We start from the raw sequence: 14,810 nt of genomic DNA, 5'->3' as shown, positions 1-14,810 counted from the left end.
ATGCAGGGTTTAACTATAGAGGAAATCCAACAGCTCCTCGAGGAGAGACTGAAGGGGAACGTTAGCCAGCAGGTATATGAGGAAGTACGTAATAAATTACTGAACATAGCTGGGAAGATCGTGATAACTAGGGAAACCGTAGAAAGATTCATAGAACATATAATCGAGAGATATCATTCCTCGTTGATAGAGCCAGGCGAGGCTGTGGGAACTATTGCCGCCCAAAGCCTTGGAGAGCCATCAACACAGATGACATTAAGGGTATTCCACTATGCCGGTGTACGTGAATACAACGTAACCCTCGGTCTCCCCAGGCTCATAGAGATAGTTGACGCCAGGAAAAAGCCTGAAACACCTATCATGGAGATATATCTAGTGGATGAATATAGGAGAAGCGAGGAGAAGGCTAGGGAGATAGCTAGAAAAATAGAGTCAACATACCTAGAGAACATCACCAGGGAACTAGATATCGACCTCATAGAAGGTGTGACGAGGGTACGTCTGGATCCCGAGATGCTGGAGGATAAGGGGTTAAGTGTCGAGGTGATCATTAAGAAGTTGAAGGAGCTAGATGTGGGCGAGGTTTCAAGAGGAGATGACCCATACGAGGTAATAATATCGCTTAGAGAGGAATACCTCGACTACAGTAAGCTAGAGAAGCTGAGAAGCAAACTTCTCGGTCTGCATTTGAAGGGTATAAAGGAGATACGTAAGGTAATAATCCAGAAACGCGGCGACGAGTACGTGATAATATCTGAGGGAAGCAACCTTGAGGAAATAATGAGGATAGAAGGCGTGGACTGGAGGAGAGTGTATACTAATAATATACATGAGATAGAAAGAGTGCTCGGCATAGAGGCCGCTAGGCAAGCTATAATCAAGGAGATCAAAGAGATACTTGATGACCAGGGTCTAGACGTAGATATAAGGCATATAATGCTTCTAGCCGATATGATGACGTGGACCGGGCATGTGAGGCAGATTGGTAGAATGGGTGTTGCCGGTGAAAAGCCAAGCGTACTGGCCAGGGCTACATTCGAGATGACTGTTCAAAAGCTCCTAGAATCAGCAGCCACTAGTGAGGAAGACCGTTTATATGGCGTTACAGAAAATATTATAATAGGTCAAACAATACCTGTAGGAACTGGTATGGTTCAGATTTATATGACTCCAAGCCTATTAAAGACCGAGGCTGGCAACAAAGGTGATAGGAATGAGTAGCCAGGTTGACCTGCTTAAAGCGATAAGAACGACTGCTGATACAGGGCAAATAGTGTATGGAAGTAGGCAAGTCAAGAGACTAGTTCTTCACGGGAAGGCTAAAGCAGTAATCATAGCATCCAACGCTTCCCCGGAGATAAAAAGGGATCTAATATATTATGCGAAGCTAAGCAATATCCCCGTTATAATGTTCCCTGGAACAAGCATAGAGCTAGGTACCCTTTTGGGACGTCCCCATAGCATTACCTCAATAGCTGTGATCGATCCGGGGCAATCAAACATACTTGACTTCGCTGGAGAGGTGTAGAAGTAGATGAGTGACGAGAAGCCACAGGTGAAGATAACGCCTGAGGAATTCCGCTATATGACGTTATTAAACGAGCTCACAGGTGCTGTAGTAAGGGATTGCATTATTGAGGAGGATAACAACAGAGTGATCTTCCTAGTAAACCCAGAGGATGTGGGAAAGGCGATAGGACCCAAAGGCTTCTTCGTCCAGAGGCTGAGGAAGATACTTAATAAAAACATAGAGATAGTTGGCTACAGTAATAACCTCGAGGAGCAAGTCAGATATGCGTTATCACCAGCCAGGATAAAGGAGATAAAGCTCTCAACGAGACCTGATGGTAGCAAGATCCTCTACGTGGCAGTGGATCCATCTGATAAAGGGATAGCCATCGGTAAAAACGGTAAAAACGTTCAGAGGGCTAAACTTATTTTAAAAAGGCATTTTAATATAGATTCAGTGATTATCGCGTAACACGGTTAAGTGAGGGGAGAAGATGCCCGGTAAAAAAGGCCCAAGCGGGTTGTATGCAGCTAGGAAACTGGAAGAGAAGAGATTGAAATTCAGGTGGAGTCAGCGTGACTTCAAGAAGAGAATGCTCAGGAAAATGGGTAAGCTAAGGGATCCATTGGAAGGAGCACCCATGGCCAGAGGAATAGTCTTGGAGAAGGTTGGCATAGAGTCACGTAAGCCGAACTCAGCTGTAAGAAAATGTGTAAGGGTGCAACTAGTTAAAAACGGTAAGGTGGTGACAGCATTCGTGCCATGGGATGGCGGAGTAAACTATATAGATGAACACGATGAGGTAATAATAGAAGGTATCGGTGGCCCTCTAGGAGGATCGCTAGGAGACATCCCAGGCGTAAGATATAAGGTGGTAATGGTTAACGGTGTCTCGCTTAAAGCTTTATGGCTTGGAAAAAAGCAGAAGCCTGTGAGATAATGCTATAGGTTTTAAACTCATGCCCTGATATCGGATAATGAAGGTGTTTATGTATGAGTGAGATGCAGACCAGGGAGATGTTGATTGGCGAAATAAAGTTATTCAATAAATGGAGCTACGACTTTATAGAGGTAAGAGACCCTAGCTTGAAAAAATATATTTGCCTAAAACCAGTTTACCTACCCCACTCCGGCGGCAGACATGAGCATAAACGCTTTGGAAAAGCACTAGTACCCATCGTCGAGAGGCTAATAAACAATGTAATGCGACCAGGTAGAAACATGGGTAAGAAGCACCTCGCATACAACATTGTGAAGAAATCATTCGAACTCATATATCTGAAAACAGGTGAAAACCCATTACAAGTACTAGTGAGGGCAATAGAGAACGCGGCCCCTAGAGAGGAGACCACTAGGATAATGTATGGTGGAATAACATACCATGTCTCAGTTGATATAGCGCCTTTAAGGAGAATTGATCTAGCACTAAGACATCTAACCGAGGGAGCTAGGTTAAAGGCTTTCCACAACCCCATATCCATAGAGGAGGCATTAGCGGAGGAAATAGCGTCGGCTGCATCAAATGATCCAAAGAGCTATGCTGTTCAGAAGAAGGAGGAAATCGAGAGGATAGCGTTAAGCAGTAGATAGCGTTTTTAAATTATCACTCAGATACCTCCTCTATCTCCTATATAAACAAGGACGGAGATAATTACTGGCAGGGAGAAATACTTTATAAACACCCTGAAAGTTATTAAACTAGTTGGACATGTTAATGTAGATAAGAAAGGTGATGAACGTGAGCACGCCTCAGAAACCACATTTAAACATAGTGATAATTGGGCACGTAGACCATGGAAAAAGCACTATGACAGGGCATATACTCTATCGTCTAGGCTACTTCGATGAAAAAACCGTGAAGATGATCGAGGAAGAAGCAAAGAAAATGGGTAAGGAGAGCTTCAAGTTTGCCTGGTTACTCGATAGAATGAAGGAAGAGCGTGAACGCGGTGTCACTATTTCACTATCATACATGAAGTTCGAGACCAAGAAATACTTCTTCACCATCATAGATGCACCCGGTCACCGAGACTTCGTTAAAAACATGATCACCGGCGCAAGCCAGGCCGATGCAGCCATCCTAGTTATAAGCGCCAGAAAAGGAGAGTTCGAGGCTGGAATGAGTGCCGAGGGCCAGACCCGTGAGCACGCCATACTAGCTAGGACCATGGGTATAAACCAGCTAATTGTGGCCATAAACAAGATGGATGCAACCGAGCCACCGTACAGTGAGAAGAGGTACAACGAGATTAAGGAGATCCTGGGTAAATTCCTGAAGGGACTGGGCTACGATATATCCAAGATACCATTCATCCCGGTGTCAGCGTGGACAGGTGAAAACCTGATTGAACGTTCGCCCAACATGCCGTGGTATAATGGTCCAACACTAGTAGAGGCATTGGACTTATTAACGGTGCCGCCCAAGCCACTTGATAAACCACTTAGAATACCGATACAAGATGTATACAGCATCTCCGGTGTTGGTGTCGTACCTGTTGGAAGGGTTGAAACCGGTGTACTTAAAGTAGGCGATAAAGTAGTATTCATGCCGCCAGGACTAATCGGTGAAGTCAAGAGTATAGAGACTCATCACGCTAAGATCGAGAAAGCAGAGCCCGGTGACAACATCGGGTTCAATGTAAAGGGTGTAGAGAAGAAGGATATTAAGCGCGGCGATGTGGCTGGATCCCTTGATGTTCCCCCAACAGTTGCCGATGAATTCACCGCGAGAATAATGATAATGTGGCATCCAACAGCAATAGCCGTGGGATACACGCCAGTAATACATGTCCACACAGCCAGCGTGGCATGCAGGATAACCGAGATAATTTCAAAGATCGACCCTAGGACAGGTAAGGAGGTTGAGAAGAACCCACAGTTCCTGAAGCAGGGAGACATAGCTATAGTTAAATTCAAACCGATAAAGCCACTTGTAGTAGAGAAATACGCTGACTTCCCAGCTCTTGGAAGATTCGCTATGAGAGACATGGGTAAGACAATCGGTATTGGACAGGTACTCGAGATCAAGCCAGCACAAGTCAATATCAAGAAATAGTTTTTTAAACCCGAATTCTACACATTACGTTTCCAAGTATGCTTACAGGTATAAGGTTGGTCACGATGTCCGCAACAAGGATGGTTAAAATAAAGATCTGGAGCACCAATGTAAAAGTACTAGACGACTTCGTGGGTAAGATAACAGATATAGTGAAGAAGACAGGTGTTAAAATGAATGGCCCAATACCACTGCCAACTAAAAAACTAAGAATCAGGACAATGAAGCTACCGCATGGAGAGGGAAAGAAAAAGTATGAGAAATGGGAGATGAGGATACATAAGAGGCTACTATACATAGCCGAGGATGAAAGAGTAATGAAGCAGTTGATAAGGGTTAGGATTCCCCCTGAGATATGGATGGAGATAGAGATATAGTTTTAAACAGCCCGATGTTTTAATAAAGTGGTTCAACCCATCATCCTGTGAACTCAATTTCCTCCTGTTAAGAAATATAAGCCTGAAACACTTTTATCATAGATATGAGCCGGGGTGCCCGAGCGGTCCAAGGGGCTGGCCTGGAGAGCCAGTGCCCCGAAAGGGGCGCGCGGGTTCAAATCCCGCCCCCGGCGCCTCGGTATGTTGTTTCTGCTTTCATATAGGTTTACTATTAAATTCTTTTATTGAAGTAATGTAATTGCGTGCATAAACCTGTTCATAAAGCACTCAAGATGTGATGTCACCTTGAACGCCCTCAAGCCGTATGCAAGCCCAAAGGGGATACAAGGGGAACAAAAACGAGGGGATGAAACCAATTTATATAAACCTATATGAGACCTGAACCCCTCTAACTCGAGGGAAAAGTGTTTTAAAGCTAAGCTTTAAAAACCGTTATCAGTTAATTATGTTGAGTAGTTATGTATATGCTTATCGAGTTAAGTCCGGTGAAAGAATTGAGTGAGAGGGAGAGTTTTAGACAGATAGTTAGAATGCTGGAAACCGATGTCGATGGAGAGCTTCCATTAGTTTACGGTCTCTCAGAAGTAAAGGGCTTGGGCTATACATTTAGTCTAGCAATATGTAGAATACTAGGGTTGAACCCTGAACAACGCGTTGGTTTCCTAAGCGATGACGTGGTTAAGAGTATCGAAGAGGTTGTACGCAACCCTGGGAAATACGGTATTCCATCATGGATCTATAATAGGCAGAAGGATTACACAACAGGCCAGAATCTTCACTTAACTGGTGCAAACCTAGTATACTATGTGAAGGAAGATATTGAAAGGGAGAAACGCGTAAAGAGCTGGCGCGGTATAAGGCATGCCCTGGGCTTGAAAGTTAGGGGCCAGAGAACTAGGACAACAGGTAGAACAGGTGTAACCGTGGGTGTGAGGAAGAAGAAAGCCACCCAGCAACAGCAAAGCAAGAAGACAGAGGGGTGAGTTAGATGGGCGACCCACACAAACCAAGGAAATCTTATGAGGGTCCCCGGCATCCATGGCGTCGCGATATATTAATGTACGAAATGAAGCTGATGGGTACCTATGGGTTAAGGAATAAAAGAGAACTATGGAAGACCGCGACCATGGTGAGGTATTATAGGCACAGAGCGAGATCCCTATTAGCAACGCCTCCTGAAATCCGTGAGAAGGAAGAGAAAGCCCTTTTAAACAGGTTGATAAAATTAGGGCTACTTAAGGAAGGAGCCAGGCTGGATGATGTGTTAAACTTGAAAATAGAGGATCTACTGGAGAGAAGGCTTCAGACCATAGTGTATAAGAAGGGGTTAGCAAAGACCCTTCATGAAGCCAGACAATTAATTGTCCACGGACACATAGCAATAGGGGGTAGAAGAGTGAGGTCGCCTGGCCGAATAGTCACAGTTGATGAGGAGCCATTGGTTGATTACTACCCATTCAGTCCATTAAAGCAGAGAATAAGCCAAGAAGCACAGGCATAGAGGTGATTGAACGGTGGCTTTCTCAATGAGAGAGTTAAAGTGGGGCGTAGCACATATATACAGCAGCCCCAACAACACAATAATACATATAACAGATATAAGCGGAGCGGAAACTGTGAGCAGGATAAGCGGTGGAATGGTTGTAAAGGCAGATAGAGAGAAGCCAAGCCCTTATGCGGCAATGATGGCCGCGGCAAGGGCTGCAACCCAAGCGATGGATAAAGGTATCACCGCGCTACATATAAAAGTAAGAGCACCAGGAGGCCACGGACCTAAGACTCCTGGGCCAGGTGCTCAAGCAGCTATTAGAGCTCTGGCCAGAGCGGGTTTCATTATTGGTAGAATAGAGGATGTGACACCAATACCACATGATACCACAAGAAGGCCTGGCGGTAGGAGAGGTAGGAGGCTATAGAAGGGCAGAAACGGGTGTTTTCCAGCTTGCATATTGATATACTTGAGAAAACCCCCTCTACTATTAAGCTATATTTAAGGGATGTGCCATTACACCTCGTTAATTCGCTGAGAAGAACAATACTATCGGAAGTCCCTACAATGGCTGTGGACTACGTGGCTATAACGGAAAACTCAAGTGTCTTCTATGATGAATACATATCGCATAGGCTTGGATTAATACCATTAAAAAGCAATGAAGCATTAAACAAGTATAAGCCTCCCGAGGAGTGTGCAGAGGCCGGTGATAGAGGAATATTCTCGCAGGATTGCTTCGTAACCCTAAGGCTGGAGGCAAGCGGGCCTGAGAAGGATGTTTTAACAGTGTATAGTAGAGACCTTGTTAGCAGTGACCCAGATGTTGTACCAGTCTACGGTGAAATACCGATATTGAAGCTTATCAAGGATCAGAGCATAAGGCTTGAGGCATATGCCAGGCTTGGAAGGGGAAAAGAGCATATAAAATGGAGCCCAGTCTCCACCGCTGCGCATAAATATGTTCCAGTGATAACCCTCGATAGTGAGAAATGTAAGGGGGCCGAGTGTTCTAGATGTGTTAATGCATGCCCGAAGAATATATTTGAGGCAGGCAACAACTCGGTAAGGGTTAAAGAGGATAAAATACTTGAATGTACATTCTGCAGGCTATGTGAAAACATATGCCCCACCCAAGCCGTGAAGGTATCATGGAGGGAGAACGAGTATATATTATATCTAGAGCTAACAGGAGCTCTGAATGCTAGAAATATTTTAATAGAGGCAATAAACATTCTAAGTAGAAAACTAGATGCTTTCATAGATGAGTTGAGAAGGAATGGTGTCGCTGTATGAGCAGGCTGAGGAAAACAAATATAGTTTTAAGGAAAGTGATAGAGGAGTTGAGGAAGCAAGCCTCTATAAATAACGCACCAATATGGAGTAGTATAGCTGAGGAATTATCCAAGCCAACCCGTAGAAGGAGGGCTGTGAATATCAGTAGGATAAATAGATACAGTAAGCCCGGGGACGTTGTAGTAGTGCCTGGAAAAGTACTTGGTGCAGGTAATATAGATCACCCGGTTACTGTGGCAGCATTCGGATTCTCAAGGACAGCACTTGAGAAAATAGTGAAGAGTGGTGGAAGAGCAATATTTATCCCCGACCTTGTTAAGGAGAACCCTACCGGAAGCAACATCAAGATAATTGGGTGAGCTTGATGAGTGAGGAGAAAGTACTCTACATAGATGCATCGAACCAGATATTGGGGCGTTTAGCGAGTATTATTGCTAAGAAGTTGCTCGAGGGATATAGAGTCATAGTGGTTAATGCTGAGAAAGCCGTGGTAAGTGGTGAGAAAAACAGGGTGTTAGAGGGCTATAAGATATTATTTAGGGTTAAAACCCACTACAATCCAGAGACCAAGGGAGTCAGGAGGCCTAGAACCCCGGCCAATATCTTTAAGAGGACTGTGAGAGGAATGTTACCGATAGATAAGCCGAAGGGAAGAGATGCTTTTAGGAGGCTCAGAGTATACATAGGTGTGCCAAGCAACATGAAGAATATTGCCTTCATACAGTTCCCCGAAGCCTCAGTCTCCAGGCTCCGTAATAGATATGTTTACTTAGAGGAGGTGGCGAAAGCCGTAGGGTGGAGGGGTGTTAGGAAGTGAGCCAGACACTCAGTGATAAGATAAAAATAGTTGTTTCATCAGGCAAGAGAAAAACAAGCATTGCTAGGGCTGTGATAAAACCCGGGATTGGAAGAGTATGGATAAACAACGTACCAGTAGAGTTCATCCAATTCGAGCTAGCCAAGATGAAGATACTGGAGCCACTATTACTAATAGGCGACCTAGCAAAAACAGTAGATATAAGGGTTAATGTACACGGCGGAGGCTACATGAGTCAGGCCGAGGCTGTTAGAATAGCTATTGCAAGGGGACTAGTCGAGTTCTTTAACAGTGATGAGGTGAAATCCCTATTTAAAGAATATGATAGGCACATGCTAAGCGGTGATCCACGTCAGACAGAGCCTAAGAAATGGGGTAGATATAGTGCTAGAAGGAGATGGCAGAAGAGCTATAGGTAGGTGGGATCTTGTTATTCCCGGTTAGATGTTTCACCTGTGGTAAACCCATTGGGCACTTATGGGAGGAGTATATTAAAAGAGTTGAGAACGGTGAGAACCCGGCTAAAGTATTAGATGATCTCGGTGTGAAAAGGTATTGTTGCAGGAGAATGTTTTTATCATACACGGATATATCAAAGGAGATATTATATTTCCCTAAGATCTCGTAGGAGGTGGTAGTGAATGAGCGATATACCTGAAGGAGAGGCACCTGTTTCAAAACCCGAGAGCGGAGTAATTGAGCTACTCGTACCAATTGAGAAATACTTATCAGCCGGTGTGCACATAGGCACCCATATATGCACGAAGTTCATGGAGCCATTCGTGTACAGGGTTAGATCCGATGGATTATATATACTGGACGTAAGGAAAATAGATGACAGACTGAGGATAGCTGGAAAATTCCTCGCTAGATATCAGCCCGAGAAAATAGCCGTTGTCTCAGTAAGACAGTATGGGAGGAAGCCGGTTCAGAAGATGTGTCAGTATGTAGGATGTAAGCCATTCGTAGGTAGATTCTTACCGGGAACCTTCACTAATCCAAGTCTTAAGATATACTTCGAACCAGATGTAGTAGTGATCACTGATACAAGGTCTGATATGCAAGCCCTTAAGGAGGCCGCTGAAACAGGTATACCGATAGTAGCCTTAGCAGATACCGACAACAGGGTTGACTATGTAGACCTCATAATACCCGGGAACAATAAGGGTAGGAAGAGCCTGGCCCTAATATACTGGATACTAACGCGTCAAATACTGCGTGAGAAAGGTGTTATACCACCGAACGCTGAACTACCTGAGCAGCCTACCGATTTCGAGGCATCCCTCTAAATTTTTCGCAGGCATCCAGGACCATATTTCTAGGCTTATTCCATAATGCTTCAAGGTATTTAACTCGTAGTTAACAGTTATTATTCAAGGGGAGCAGGTTGAAGAAGAGGAGTCCTATAGTAGCCGGGTATTTTTACCCTGATAAACCTGGGGAGTTAAGAAGCGTGATAGAGTGGTCTTTCAAACATGGGATCGGACCCGGGAAGCCACCGAGTCCCTCAGATATCCAGGCCACGAATTCAATAGGCTATGTAGCCCCTCATGCAGGCTATATTTACAGCGGCCCTGTAGCTGCACACGTCTACTTTGATATGGCTTTAAATAAGAAGCCTGATACCATAGTGATACTTGGTACAAATCACACAGGCCTTGGAAGACCTGTTTCAGTGTATCCTGAGGGAGTATGGGAGACCCCCCTTGGAGACCTTGTTGTAGACAGTGAGATTGGAAGACTTATTGTGGAGAACAGTGAAATCGCTGAGTTCGATGAATATGCTCATTTAGAGGAGCACTCAATTGAGGTCCAACTGCCATTTATAGTGTACATCTATGGCGAGGATGTGAAAATAACCCCGATAGTTATAGGTATCCATACACCAGATATAGCAAGAGACCTAGCGAAGTCGATATATGAAGCATCCATGTCAACCGGTAAGAGAATAATAGTGATAGCAAGCAGCGACTTCAATCATTACGAACCCCATGAAGAGACAAGCAGGAAGGATTCAATGGCCATAGATAGAATACTCAAACTCGACACAGATGGATTATACAATGTGATACTGCATAACGACATAAGTATCTGTGGACCAGGAGGAATAATGACCCTCATGGAATACACTAAAAAATTGGGAGGAAAAGCCCAGCTATTGAAATACGCGACAAGTGGTGATACCTCCGGGGATTATTCACACGTAGTTGGCTACGCTGCTTTAAAGTTTTATATTTAGTGAGTGCTAAGCTAATATGCCGGCTTATATATTTAAGGAAGGTTGTATTAAGCATGGATGAGATACAGAATAGGAAACTACACCATATAAGGTTAGCACTGGATCCCAGGGTCGACTTCAAAGACCATTGTAGTGAGATATATAGAGAGATACAGCTCGTGCATCAAGCTTTACCTGGATTAGACTTCGATGAAGTGGATGTGAAGCAAGTGTTTTTAGGCTACAGGCTAGAAGCCCCTATAATGATAACTGGTATGACGGGAGGGCATCCATCACTAGTCAGCATAAATAAAATGCTTGCAACTCTTGCAGAGAAGAAGCGAGTAGCCATAGGTGTCGGTAGCCAGAGAGCCATTGTTAAAAGCAACTTCAGCGAGGATGTCGTGGCAAGCTATAGGATCGTAAGGGAGACAGCTAGAAGTGTACCGGTAATAGGCAATATAGGTTTAAACACCCTGAGAGACATCGACACTGATACAGTCATAAGGCTAGTTGAAGTAATAGATGCCGATGCCATAGCAATACACTTGAACCCAGCACAAGAAGTAATACAGCCTGAAGGAGACACCCGTTTCAGCTTAGATGTGATTGATAAAGTCAAGGAATTAGTTGCATCTCTCCGTAAACCCGTTATAATCAAGGAGGTTGGGAACGGGTTATCCATGGAGACGGTGAGGGTATTCCATAATATAGGGGTGAAAATATATGATACGGCCGGCGCATGCGGTACAAACTGGGCTCTCGTTGAAACGCTTAGAAATCAACCAGGGTCATCACGCTATGAATGCGGGCTGAAGCTATCCGAGTGGGGGATACCAACACCGCTCTCAGTAATAGAGACAAGGTATGTTGCCGAAGACTCATTCATTATCGCGAGCGGCGGCGTATGGGACGGCTTTAAGGCAGCTGTGAATATAGCGATTGGTGCAGACATGGTTGGAGTAGCTAAACCCATTCTTAAGAATATACTTGACAACGGGCTGGAACGTGCCGAGGCATATCTAGACAACTATATCTTCGAGTTAAAGACTGCGATGTTCCTCAGCGGTGCCAGGAATATTGGTGAATTAAGGAGCAAGCCTATTATCCTCGGGCAGAAAATAGTAAACACGATGCTCCAGAGGGGAATAAATCCCCATACCTACCTTAACAACACGAGGAGAATGAAGTGAGCGAATACTCTTTCCCACAGTTATTCATAGAGGACGTCGACTCCGAGAGAATAATCTGCCTCAAGAACTCGGAGTACGCTTGGGCAAGCATCCCTGAGAAGAATAATTGTACAAAGTACTATGGTAGCATACCATACGAGGAGATACTGAAGTACATAGACTTGGAAAAAGCCATTTTGAAGAGGAGTACAATATTATTCAACACTGGAGAGCCGTCTAAAGCACTGTTTTTCTCCGAGAATACACAGCTATGCCTGCAGGAAGCGAAGGGTAGGAGAGTATTTTATATAGGGAGCATGAAGCACGTTAGAAAAAACGATTTAATAGCATACATTGTCACCAGGAAAAACGAGGTCAGAAACATTTATTCTACTTGTGAAGGATTTATACTAGCAGTCATCGATTTAACCTGGGAGAGGCCTGAGAGAATCATAGTGGTGGTGGCGATTGAGCAGCCAAGAGAAATCATTATTAGATAGGGTGAGAGAAACCGCTTTCAAACACGCATTGGTAAACGCTGTAAAACACGAGGGTAAAGCCGATTTTAAAGCGGTGGTTTCAAAGGTTATCGGGGAAATCCCAGAGATACGTAGCAGAATCAAAGAATTCATCGACTTGATAAAGGGCACCATAGAGGAAGTAAACAAGTTAAGCATCGAAGACCAGTTGAAAATAATCAGAGAGAACTGGCCAGAACTACTGGAGGAGAAGAGGGAAGCCAAGGAGAAGGAGCTGCCCCCATTACCCAATGCCGAGAAAGGTAAAGTGGTAACCAGGTTTGCACCTAACCCAGATTACACAATTCACCTTGGAAACGCTAGGCCAGCGCTGTTAAGCTACTGGTATGCTGAATTATATAATGGAGCGATGATACTTCGTTTCGAGGACACCGACCCAAGGATAAAATCACCTTACCCAGAAGCATATACAATGATAAAGGACGCATTGAAATGGCTTGGAGTAAAATGGAGCAAGGAATACATACAGAGCCTCCGGATGAATATATTCTACAATGTAGCAAGAGAGCTGATAAGCCGTGGAGGAGCATATATTGACACCTGCCCCGATAAGGAATTCCGCTTATATAGGAACGCTGGCAAGGCATGTCCCCATAGGAATACGTCAGTCGAAGAGAACCTTGAGAAATTCGATAAAATGCTTGAGGGGCACTATGGTGAAGGAGATGCTGTTCTAAGGGTGAAAACCGATTTACAACACCCGGATCCAAGCGTAAGGGATTGGGTTGCATTCCGTGTAATAGATACATCTAAAACACCACACCCGGTCACCGGGGAGAAATACATTGTATGGCCAACTTACAATTTTGCTGCTGGTGTCGACGATTATTTAATGGGTGTAACACATGTCCTCCGCGCAAAGGAACACATATCGAATACTGTCAAGCAGAAATACCTATATAAGCACATGGGCTGGAAATACCCCGAGACAATACATTTTGGACGTTTATCATTAGAGGGTGTGATACTGAGCAAGTCTAAAATGAGAAAGCTAGTTAAAGAACAAGGTATCTCACCATATGATGACCCAAGACTCGGAACAATTAATGGGTTACGTAGAAGAGGCATTCTCCGTGAAACAATCTGGAAAATAGTTAAGGAAGTGGGAATCAAACCCATCGATGCCAAGATAAGCCTAGTTAATCTCTACGCTATCAACAGGATCCTAGTTGATCCAGTCGCGAACAGGTATATGGGTGTTGAAGAACCGGTTCCAGTAATACTAAAGGATGTGAAAGAGGAGCTTAAAGCACAAATACCAATACATCCATCAAGACCGGAGCATTACGAGTATAGGATACTGGATGGCTCGGTAATCCATATATCATCCAAAGACTTGGGAACACTGCTTCAAAGCGAACATAAAACATTCAGAGCCATGGGGCTAGCTAACTTTATGATAACGGAGCCAACGATATTGGATGGTAAGCCAGCATTCATAGCCAGGCTCCACAGTATTTCACAGGAAGATGCAAGGAAGCTAAATGCTCCAATAATTCAATGGGTTAGCAACGATGAGAAAACAGATTTATTCCTCCTGATCCCGAGTGGATCAGAGATCAGGGAAGCCAGGCTCCTAGTTGAAAAACGCATTATTAATGAAAAACCAGACTCCATTGTGCAATTATACAGGGTCGGGTTCATTAGAATAGATACTATCAAAGAGGAAAAAGTAATAGCCGTCTTCTCACACGAATAAGACCACCGGATTCATTATTATATGGAATGGAAAGTCGCATCAAAAGTAGTTTAAAAATTATTTAATGCCCGTAATTTATAAAGCCCTGACATTATTCTATATAGCTTGTAGACGACCACGAGTTAAGGGAGGAGGATGAACACATGCCTAAGCCGTTTTATGTAAAGTTCGAGGTACCGCCTGAGCTAGCTGATAAAGTATACCAGGCAATATCAAAGGTAAGAGAGACTGGTGGGAAAATCAAGAAGGGTACAAATGAAACAACAAAGGCTGTTGAAAGAGGACAAGCTAAGCTGGTTGTCATAGCTGAAGATGTTGACCCACCTGAAATAGTTGCCCACCTACCACTATTATGCGATGAGAAGAAGATACCATATGTCTACGTGCCAAGCAAACAGAAACTGGGCCAAGCAGCCGGTATTGAGGTGTCTGCTGCCTCTGTCGCAGTAATAGATGTAGGCGGAGCAAAGGACTTAATCGATGAAATAATTAAGAGTGTCCAGCAGATAAGGGCTCAGAGCGGCTGATAAAGGTAATCATCCCTTCATTGTTTTTTATATGAACAATAATAAATCCTCCCAGGACGACGAGGTTCTTGAACGATTAGTAAAACAGGT

At 44.1% G+C, this 14,810-nt stretch carries 21 protein-coding genes and 1 tRNA gene; all 22 read left to right on the top strand.

Going from position 1 to position 14,810, the window contains the following annotated elements:
- A complete protein-coding gene (rpoA2, locus tag SPHMEL_RS00635) occupies window positions 1-1,221 on the top strand; it encodes a DNA-directed RNA polymerase subunit A'' (RefSeq protein WP_042666800.1) in 1,221 nt (406 codons plus the stop codon).
- A complete protein-coding gene (locus SPHMEL_RS00630) occupies window positions 1,214-1,528 on the top strand; it encodes a 50S ribosomal protein L30e (protein WP_042666799.1) in 315 nt (104 codons plus the stop codon). The genes rpoA2 and SPHMEL_RS00630 overlap by 8 nt, the downstream gene beginning before the upstream one ends.
- A gap of 6 nt (window positions 1,529-1,534) precedes the next feature.
- Window positions 1,535-1,981, top strand: coding sequence for a NusA-like transcription termination signal-binding factor (locus SPHMEL_RS00625; RefSeq protein WP_012609038.1), 447 nt, complete (start codon window positions 1,535-1,537; stop codon window positions 1,979-1,981).
- Window positions 1,982-2,003: 22 nt separating this feature from the next.
- On the top strand, window positions 2,004-2,450 hold the full coding sequence (locus SPHMEL_RS00620; RefSeq protein ID WP_012609037.1) for a 30S ribosomal protein S12: 447 nt from the start codon (window positions 2,004-2,006) through the stop codon (window positions 2,448-2,450).
- Window positions 2,451-2,503: 53 nt separating this feature from the next.
- Window positions 2,504-3,100 (top strand): 30S ribosomal protein S7, encoded by a 597-nt coding sequence (locus SPHMEL_RS00615; RefSeq protein ID WP_042666797.1) that lies wholly within the window; start codon window positions 2,504-2,506, stop codon window positions 3,098-3,100.
- Between the two features lie 142 nt (window positions 3,101-3,242).
- A complete protein-coding gene (gene tuf / locus SPHMEL_RS00610) occupies window positions 3,243-4,565 on the top strand; it encodes a translation elongation factor EF-1 subunit alpha (protein ID WP_042667879.1) in 1,323 nt (440 codons plus the stop codon).
- Between the two features lie 65 nt (window positions 4,566-4,630).
- Complete coding sequence (rpsJ, locus tag SPHMEL_RS00605; RefSeq protein ID WP_042666796.1) at window positions 4,631-4,942, top strand: 30S ribosomal protein S10; 312 nt, start codon at window positions 4,631-4,633, stop codon at window positions 4,940-4,942.
- Window positions 4,943-5,050: 108 nt separating this feature from the next.
- Window positions 5,051-5,136 (top strand) — tRNA-Ser (locus SPHMEL_RS00600).
- Between the two features lie 321 nt (window positions 5,137-5,457).
- Complete coding sequence (locus SPHMEL_RS00595; protein WP_042666795.1) at window positions 5,458-5,946, top strand: 30S ribosomal protein S13; 489 nt, start codon at window positions 5,458-5,460, stop codon at window positions 5,944-5,946.
- A gap of 5 nt (window positions 5,947-5,951) precedes the next feature.
- Window positions 5,952-6,464, top strand: coding sequence for a 30S ribosomal protein S4 (locus SPHMEL_RS00590; protein ID WP_042666794.1), 513 nt, complete (start codon window positions 5,952-5,954; stop codon window positions 6,462-6,464).
- Between the two features lie 13 nt (window positions 6,465-6,477).
- Window positions 6,478-6,879 carry a 30S ribosomal protein S11 gene (locus tag SPHMEL_RS00585; protein WP_012609031.1) on the top strand — a complete coding sequence of 134 codons (402 nt, stop codon included), beginning with the start codon at window positions 6,478-6,480 and terminating at the stop codon, window positions 6,877-6,879.
- A gap of 26 nt (window positions 6,880-6,905) precedes the next feature.
- Window positions 6,906-7,748: a DNA-directed RNA polymerase subunit D gene (locus SPHMEL_RS00580; RefSeq protein WP_042666793.1), complete on the top strand. Its 843-nt coding sequence runs from the start codon at window positions 6,906-6,908 to the stop codon at window positions 7,746-7,748.
- Entirely contained in the window at window positions 7,745-8,107 is a 363-nt protein-coding gene (locus SPHMEL_RS00575; RefSeq protein WP_042666792.1) for a 50S ribosomal protein L18e, read from the top strand. Before SPHMEL_RS00580 ends, SPHMEL_RS00575 begins: the two co-directional genes overlap by 4 nt.
- 5 nt (window positions 8,108-8,112) lie before the next feature.
- Window positions 8,113-8,565, top strand: a complete 453-nt coding sequence (locus SPHMEL_RS00570; protein WP_198011703.1) for a 50S ribosomal protein L13 — start codon at window positions 8,113-8,115, stop codon at window positions 8,563-8,565.
- Window positions 8,562-8,984: a 30S ribosomal protein S9 gene (locus SPHMEL_RS00565; RefSeq protein ID WP_012609027.1), complete on the top strand. Its 423-nt coding sequence runs from the start codon at window positions 8,562-8,564 to the stop codon at window positions 8,982-8,984. Before SPHMEL_RS00570 ends, SPHMEL_RS00565 begins: the two co-directional genes overlap by 4 nt.
- An 8-nt stretch (window positions 8,985-8,992) precedes the next feature.
- Complete coding sequence (locus tag SPHMEL_RS00560) at window positions 8,993-9,193, top strand: DNA-directed RNA polymerase subunit N (protein WP_042666790.1); 201 nt, start codon at window positions 8,993-8,995, stop codon at window positions 9,191-9,193.
- A 13-nt stretch (window positions 9,194-9,206) separates the two neighbouring features.
- The gene (gene rpsB / locus SPHMEL_RS00555; protein WP_042666789.1) at window positions 9,207-9,854 is read left to right on the top strand and encodes a 30S ribosomal protein S2; all 648 of its coding nucleotides are present in this window, start codon (window positions 9,207-9,209) and stop codon (window positions 9,852-9,854) included.
- A gap of 98 nt (window positions 9,855-9,952) precedes the next feature.
- Window positions 9,953-10,804: an AmmeMemoRadiSam system protein B gene (gene amrB / locus SPHMEL_RS00550; RefSeq protein ID WP_042666788.1), complete on the top strand. Its 852-nt coding sequence runs from the start codon at window positions 9,953-9,955 to the stop codon at window positions 10,802-10,804.
- Between the two features lie 53 nt (window positions 10,805-10,857).
- A complete protein-coding gene (gene fni, locus SPHMEL_RS00545; protein WP_042667878.1) occupies window positions 10,858-11,976 on the top strand; it encodes a type 2 isopentenyl-diphosphate Delta-isomerase in 1,119 nt (372 codons plus the stop codon).
- Window positions 11,973-12,455, top strand: a complete 483-nt coding sequence (locus SPHMEL_RS00540) for a DUF2118 domain-containing protein (protein WP_042666787.1) — start codon at window positions 11,973-11,975, stop codon at window positions 12,453-12,455. The genes fni and SPHMEL_RS00540 overlap by 4 nt, the downstream gene beginning before the upstream one ends.
- Window positions 12,424-14,193: a glutamate--tRNA ligase gene (locus SPHMEL_RS00535; RefSeq protein WP_051400964.1), complete on the top strand. Its 1,770-nt coding sequence runs from the start codon at window positions 12,424-12,426 to the stop codon at window positions 14,191-14,193. Before SPHMEL_RS00540 ends, SPHMEL_RS00535 begins: the two co-directional genes overlap by 32 nt.
- A gap of 143 nt (window positions 14,194-14,336) precedes the next feature.
- On the top strand, window positions 14,337-14,720 hold the full coding sequence (rpl7ae, locus tag SPHMEL_RS00530; RefSeq protein ID WP_012609020.1) for a 50S ribosomal protein L7Ae: 384 nt from the start codon (window positions 14,337-14,339) through the stop codon (window positions 14,718-14,720).
- The last annotated feature ends 90 nt before the right edge of the window (window positions 14,721-14,810 follow it).

The sequence above is a fragment of the Desulfurococcus amylolyticus Z-533 genome (genome assembly GCF_000513855.1).
Classification (GTDB): domain Archaea; phylum Thermoproteota; class Thermoprotei_A; order Sulfolobales; family Desulfurococcaceae; genus Desulfurococcus; species Desulfurococcus amylolyticus.
Note: the sequence above shows the minus strand (reverse complement) of the source record. Positions and strands in the feature narration are given on the sequence as shown.

Coding starts and splice junctions, on each gene's coding strand:
- rpoA2 (WP_042666800.1), top strand. CDS start 1: ATGCAGGGTTTAACTATAGAGGAAATCCAACAGCTCCTCGAGGAGAGA.
- SPHMEL_RS00630 (WP_042666799.1), top strand. CDS start 1,214: ATGAGTAGCCAGGTTGACCTGCTTAAAGCGATAAGAACGACTGCTGAT.
- SPHMEL_RS00625 (WP_012609038.1), top strand. CDS start 1,535: ATGAGTGACGAGAAGCCACAGGTGAAGATAACGCCTGAGGAATTCCGC.
- SPHMEL_RS00620 (WP_012609037.1), top strand. CDS start 2,004: ATGCCCGGTAAAAAAGGCCCAAGCGGGTTGTATGCAGCTAGGAAACTG.
- SPHMEL_RS00615 (WP_042666797.1), top strand. CDS start 2,504: ATGAGTGAGATGCAGACCAGGGAGATGTTGATTGGCGAAATAAAGTTA.
- tuf (WP_042667879.1), top strand. CDS start 3,243: ATGAACGTGAGCACGCCTCAGAAACCACATTTAAACATAGTGATAATT.
- rpsJ (WP_042666796.1), top strand. CDS start 4,631: ATGTCCGCAACAAGGATGGTTAAAATAAAGATCTGGAGCACCAATGTA.
- SPHMEL_RS00590 (WP_042666794.1), top strand. CDS start 5,952: ATGGGCGACCCACACAAACCAAGGAAATCTTATGAGGGTCCCCGGCAT.
- SPHMEL_RS00575 (WP_042666792.1), top strand. CDS start 7,745: ATGAGCAGGCTGAGGAAAACAAATATAGTTTTAAGGAAAGTGATAGAG.
- SPHMEL_RS00570 (WP_198011703.1), top strand. CDS start 8,113: ATGAGTGAGGAGAAAGTACTCTACATAGATGCATCGAACCAGATATTG.
- rpsB (WP_042666789.1), top strand. CDS start 9,207: ATGAGCGATATACCTGAAGGAGAGGCACCTGTTTCAAAACCCGAGAGC.
- fni (WP_042667878.1), top strand. CDS start 10,858: ATGGATGAGATACAGAATAGGAAACTACACCATATAAGGTTAGCACTG.
- rpl7ae (WP_012609020.1), top strand. CDS start 14,337: ATGCCTAAGCCGTTTTATGTAAAGTTCGAGGTACCGCCTGAGCTAGCT.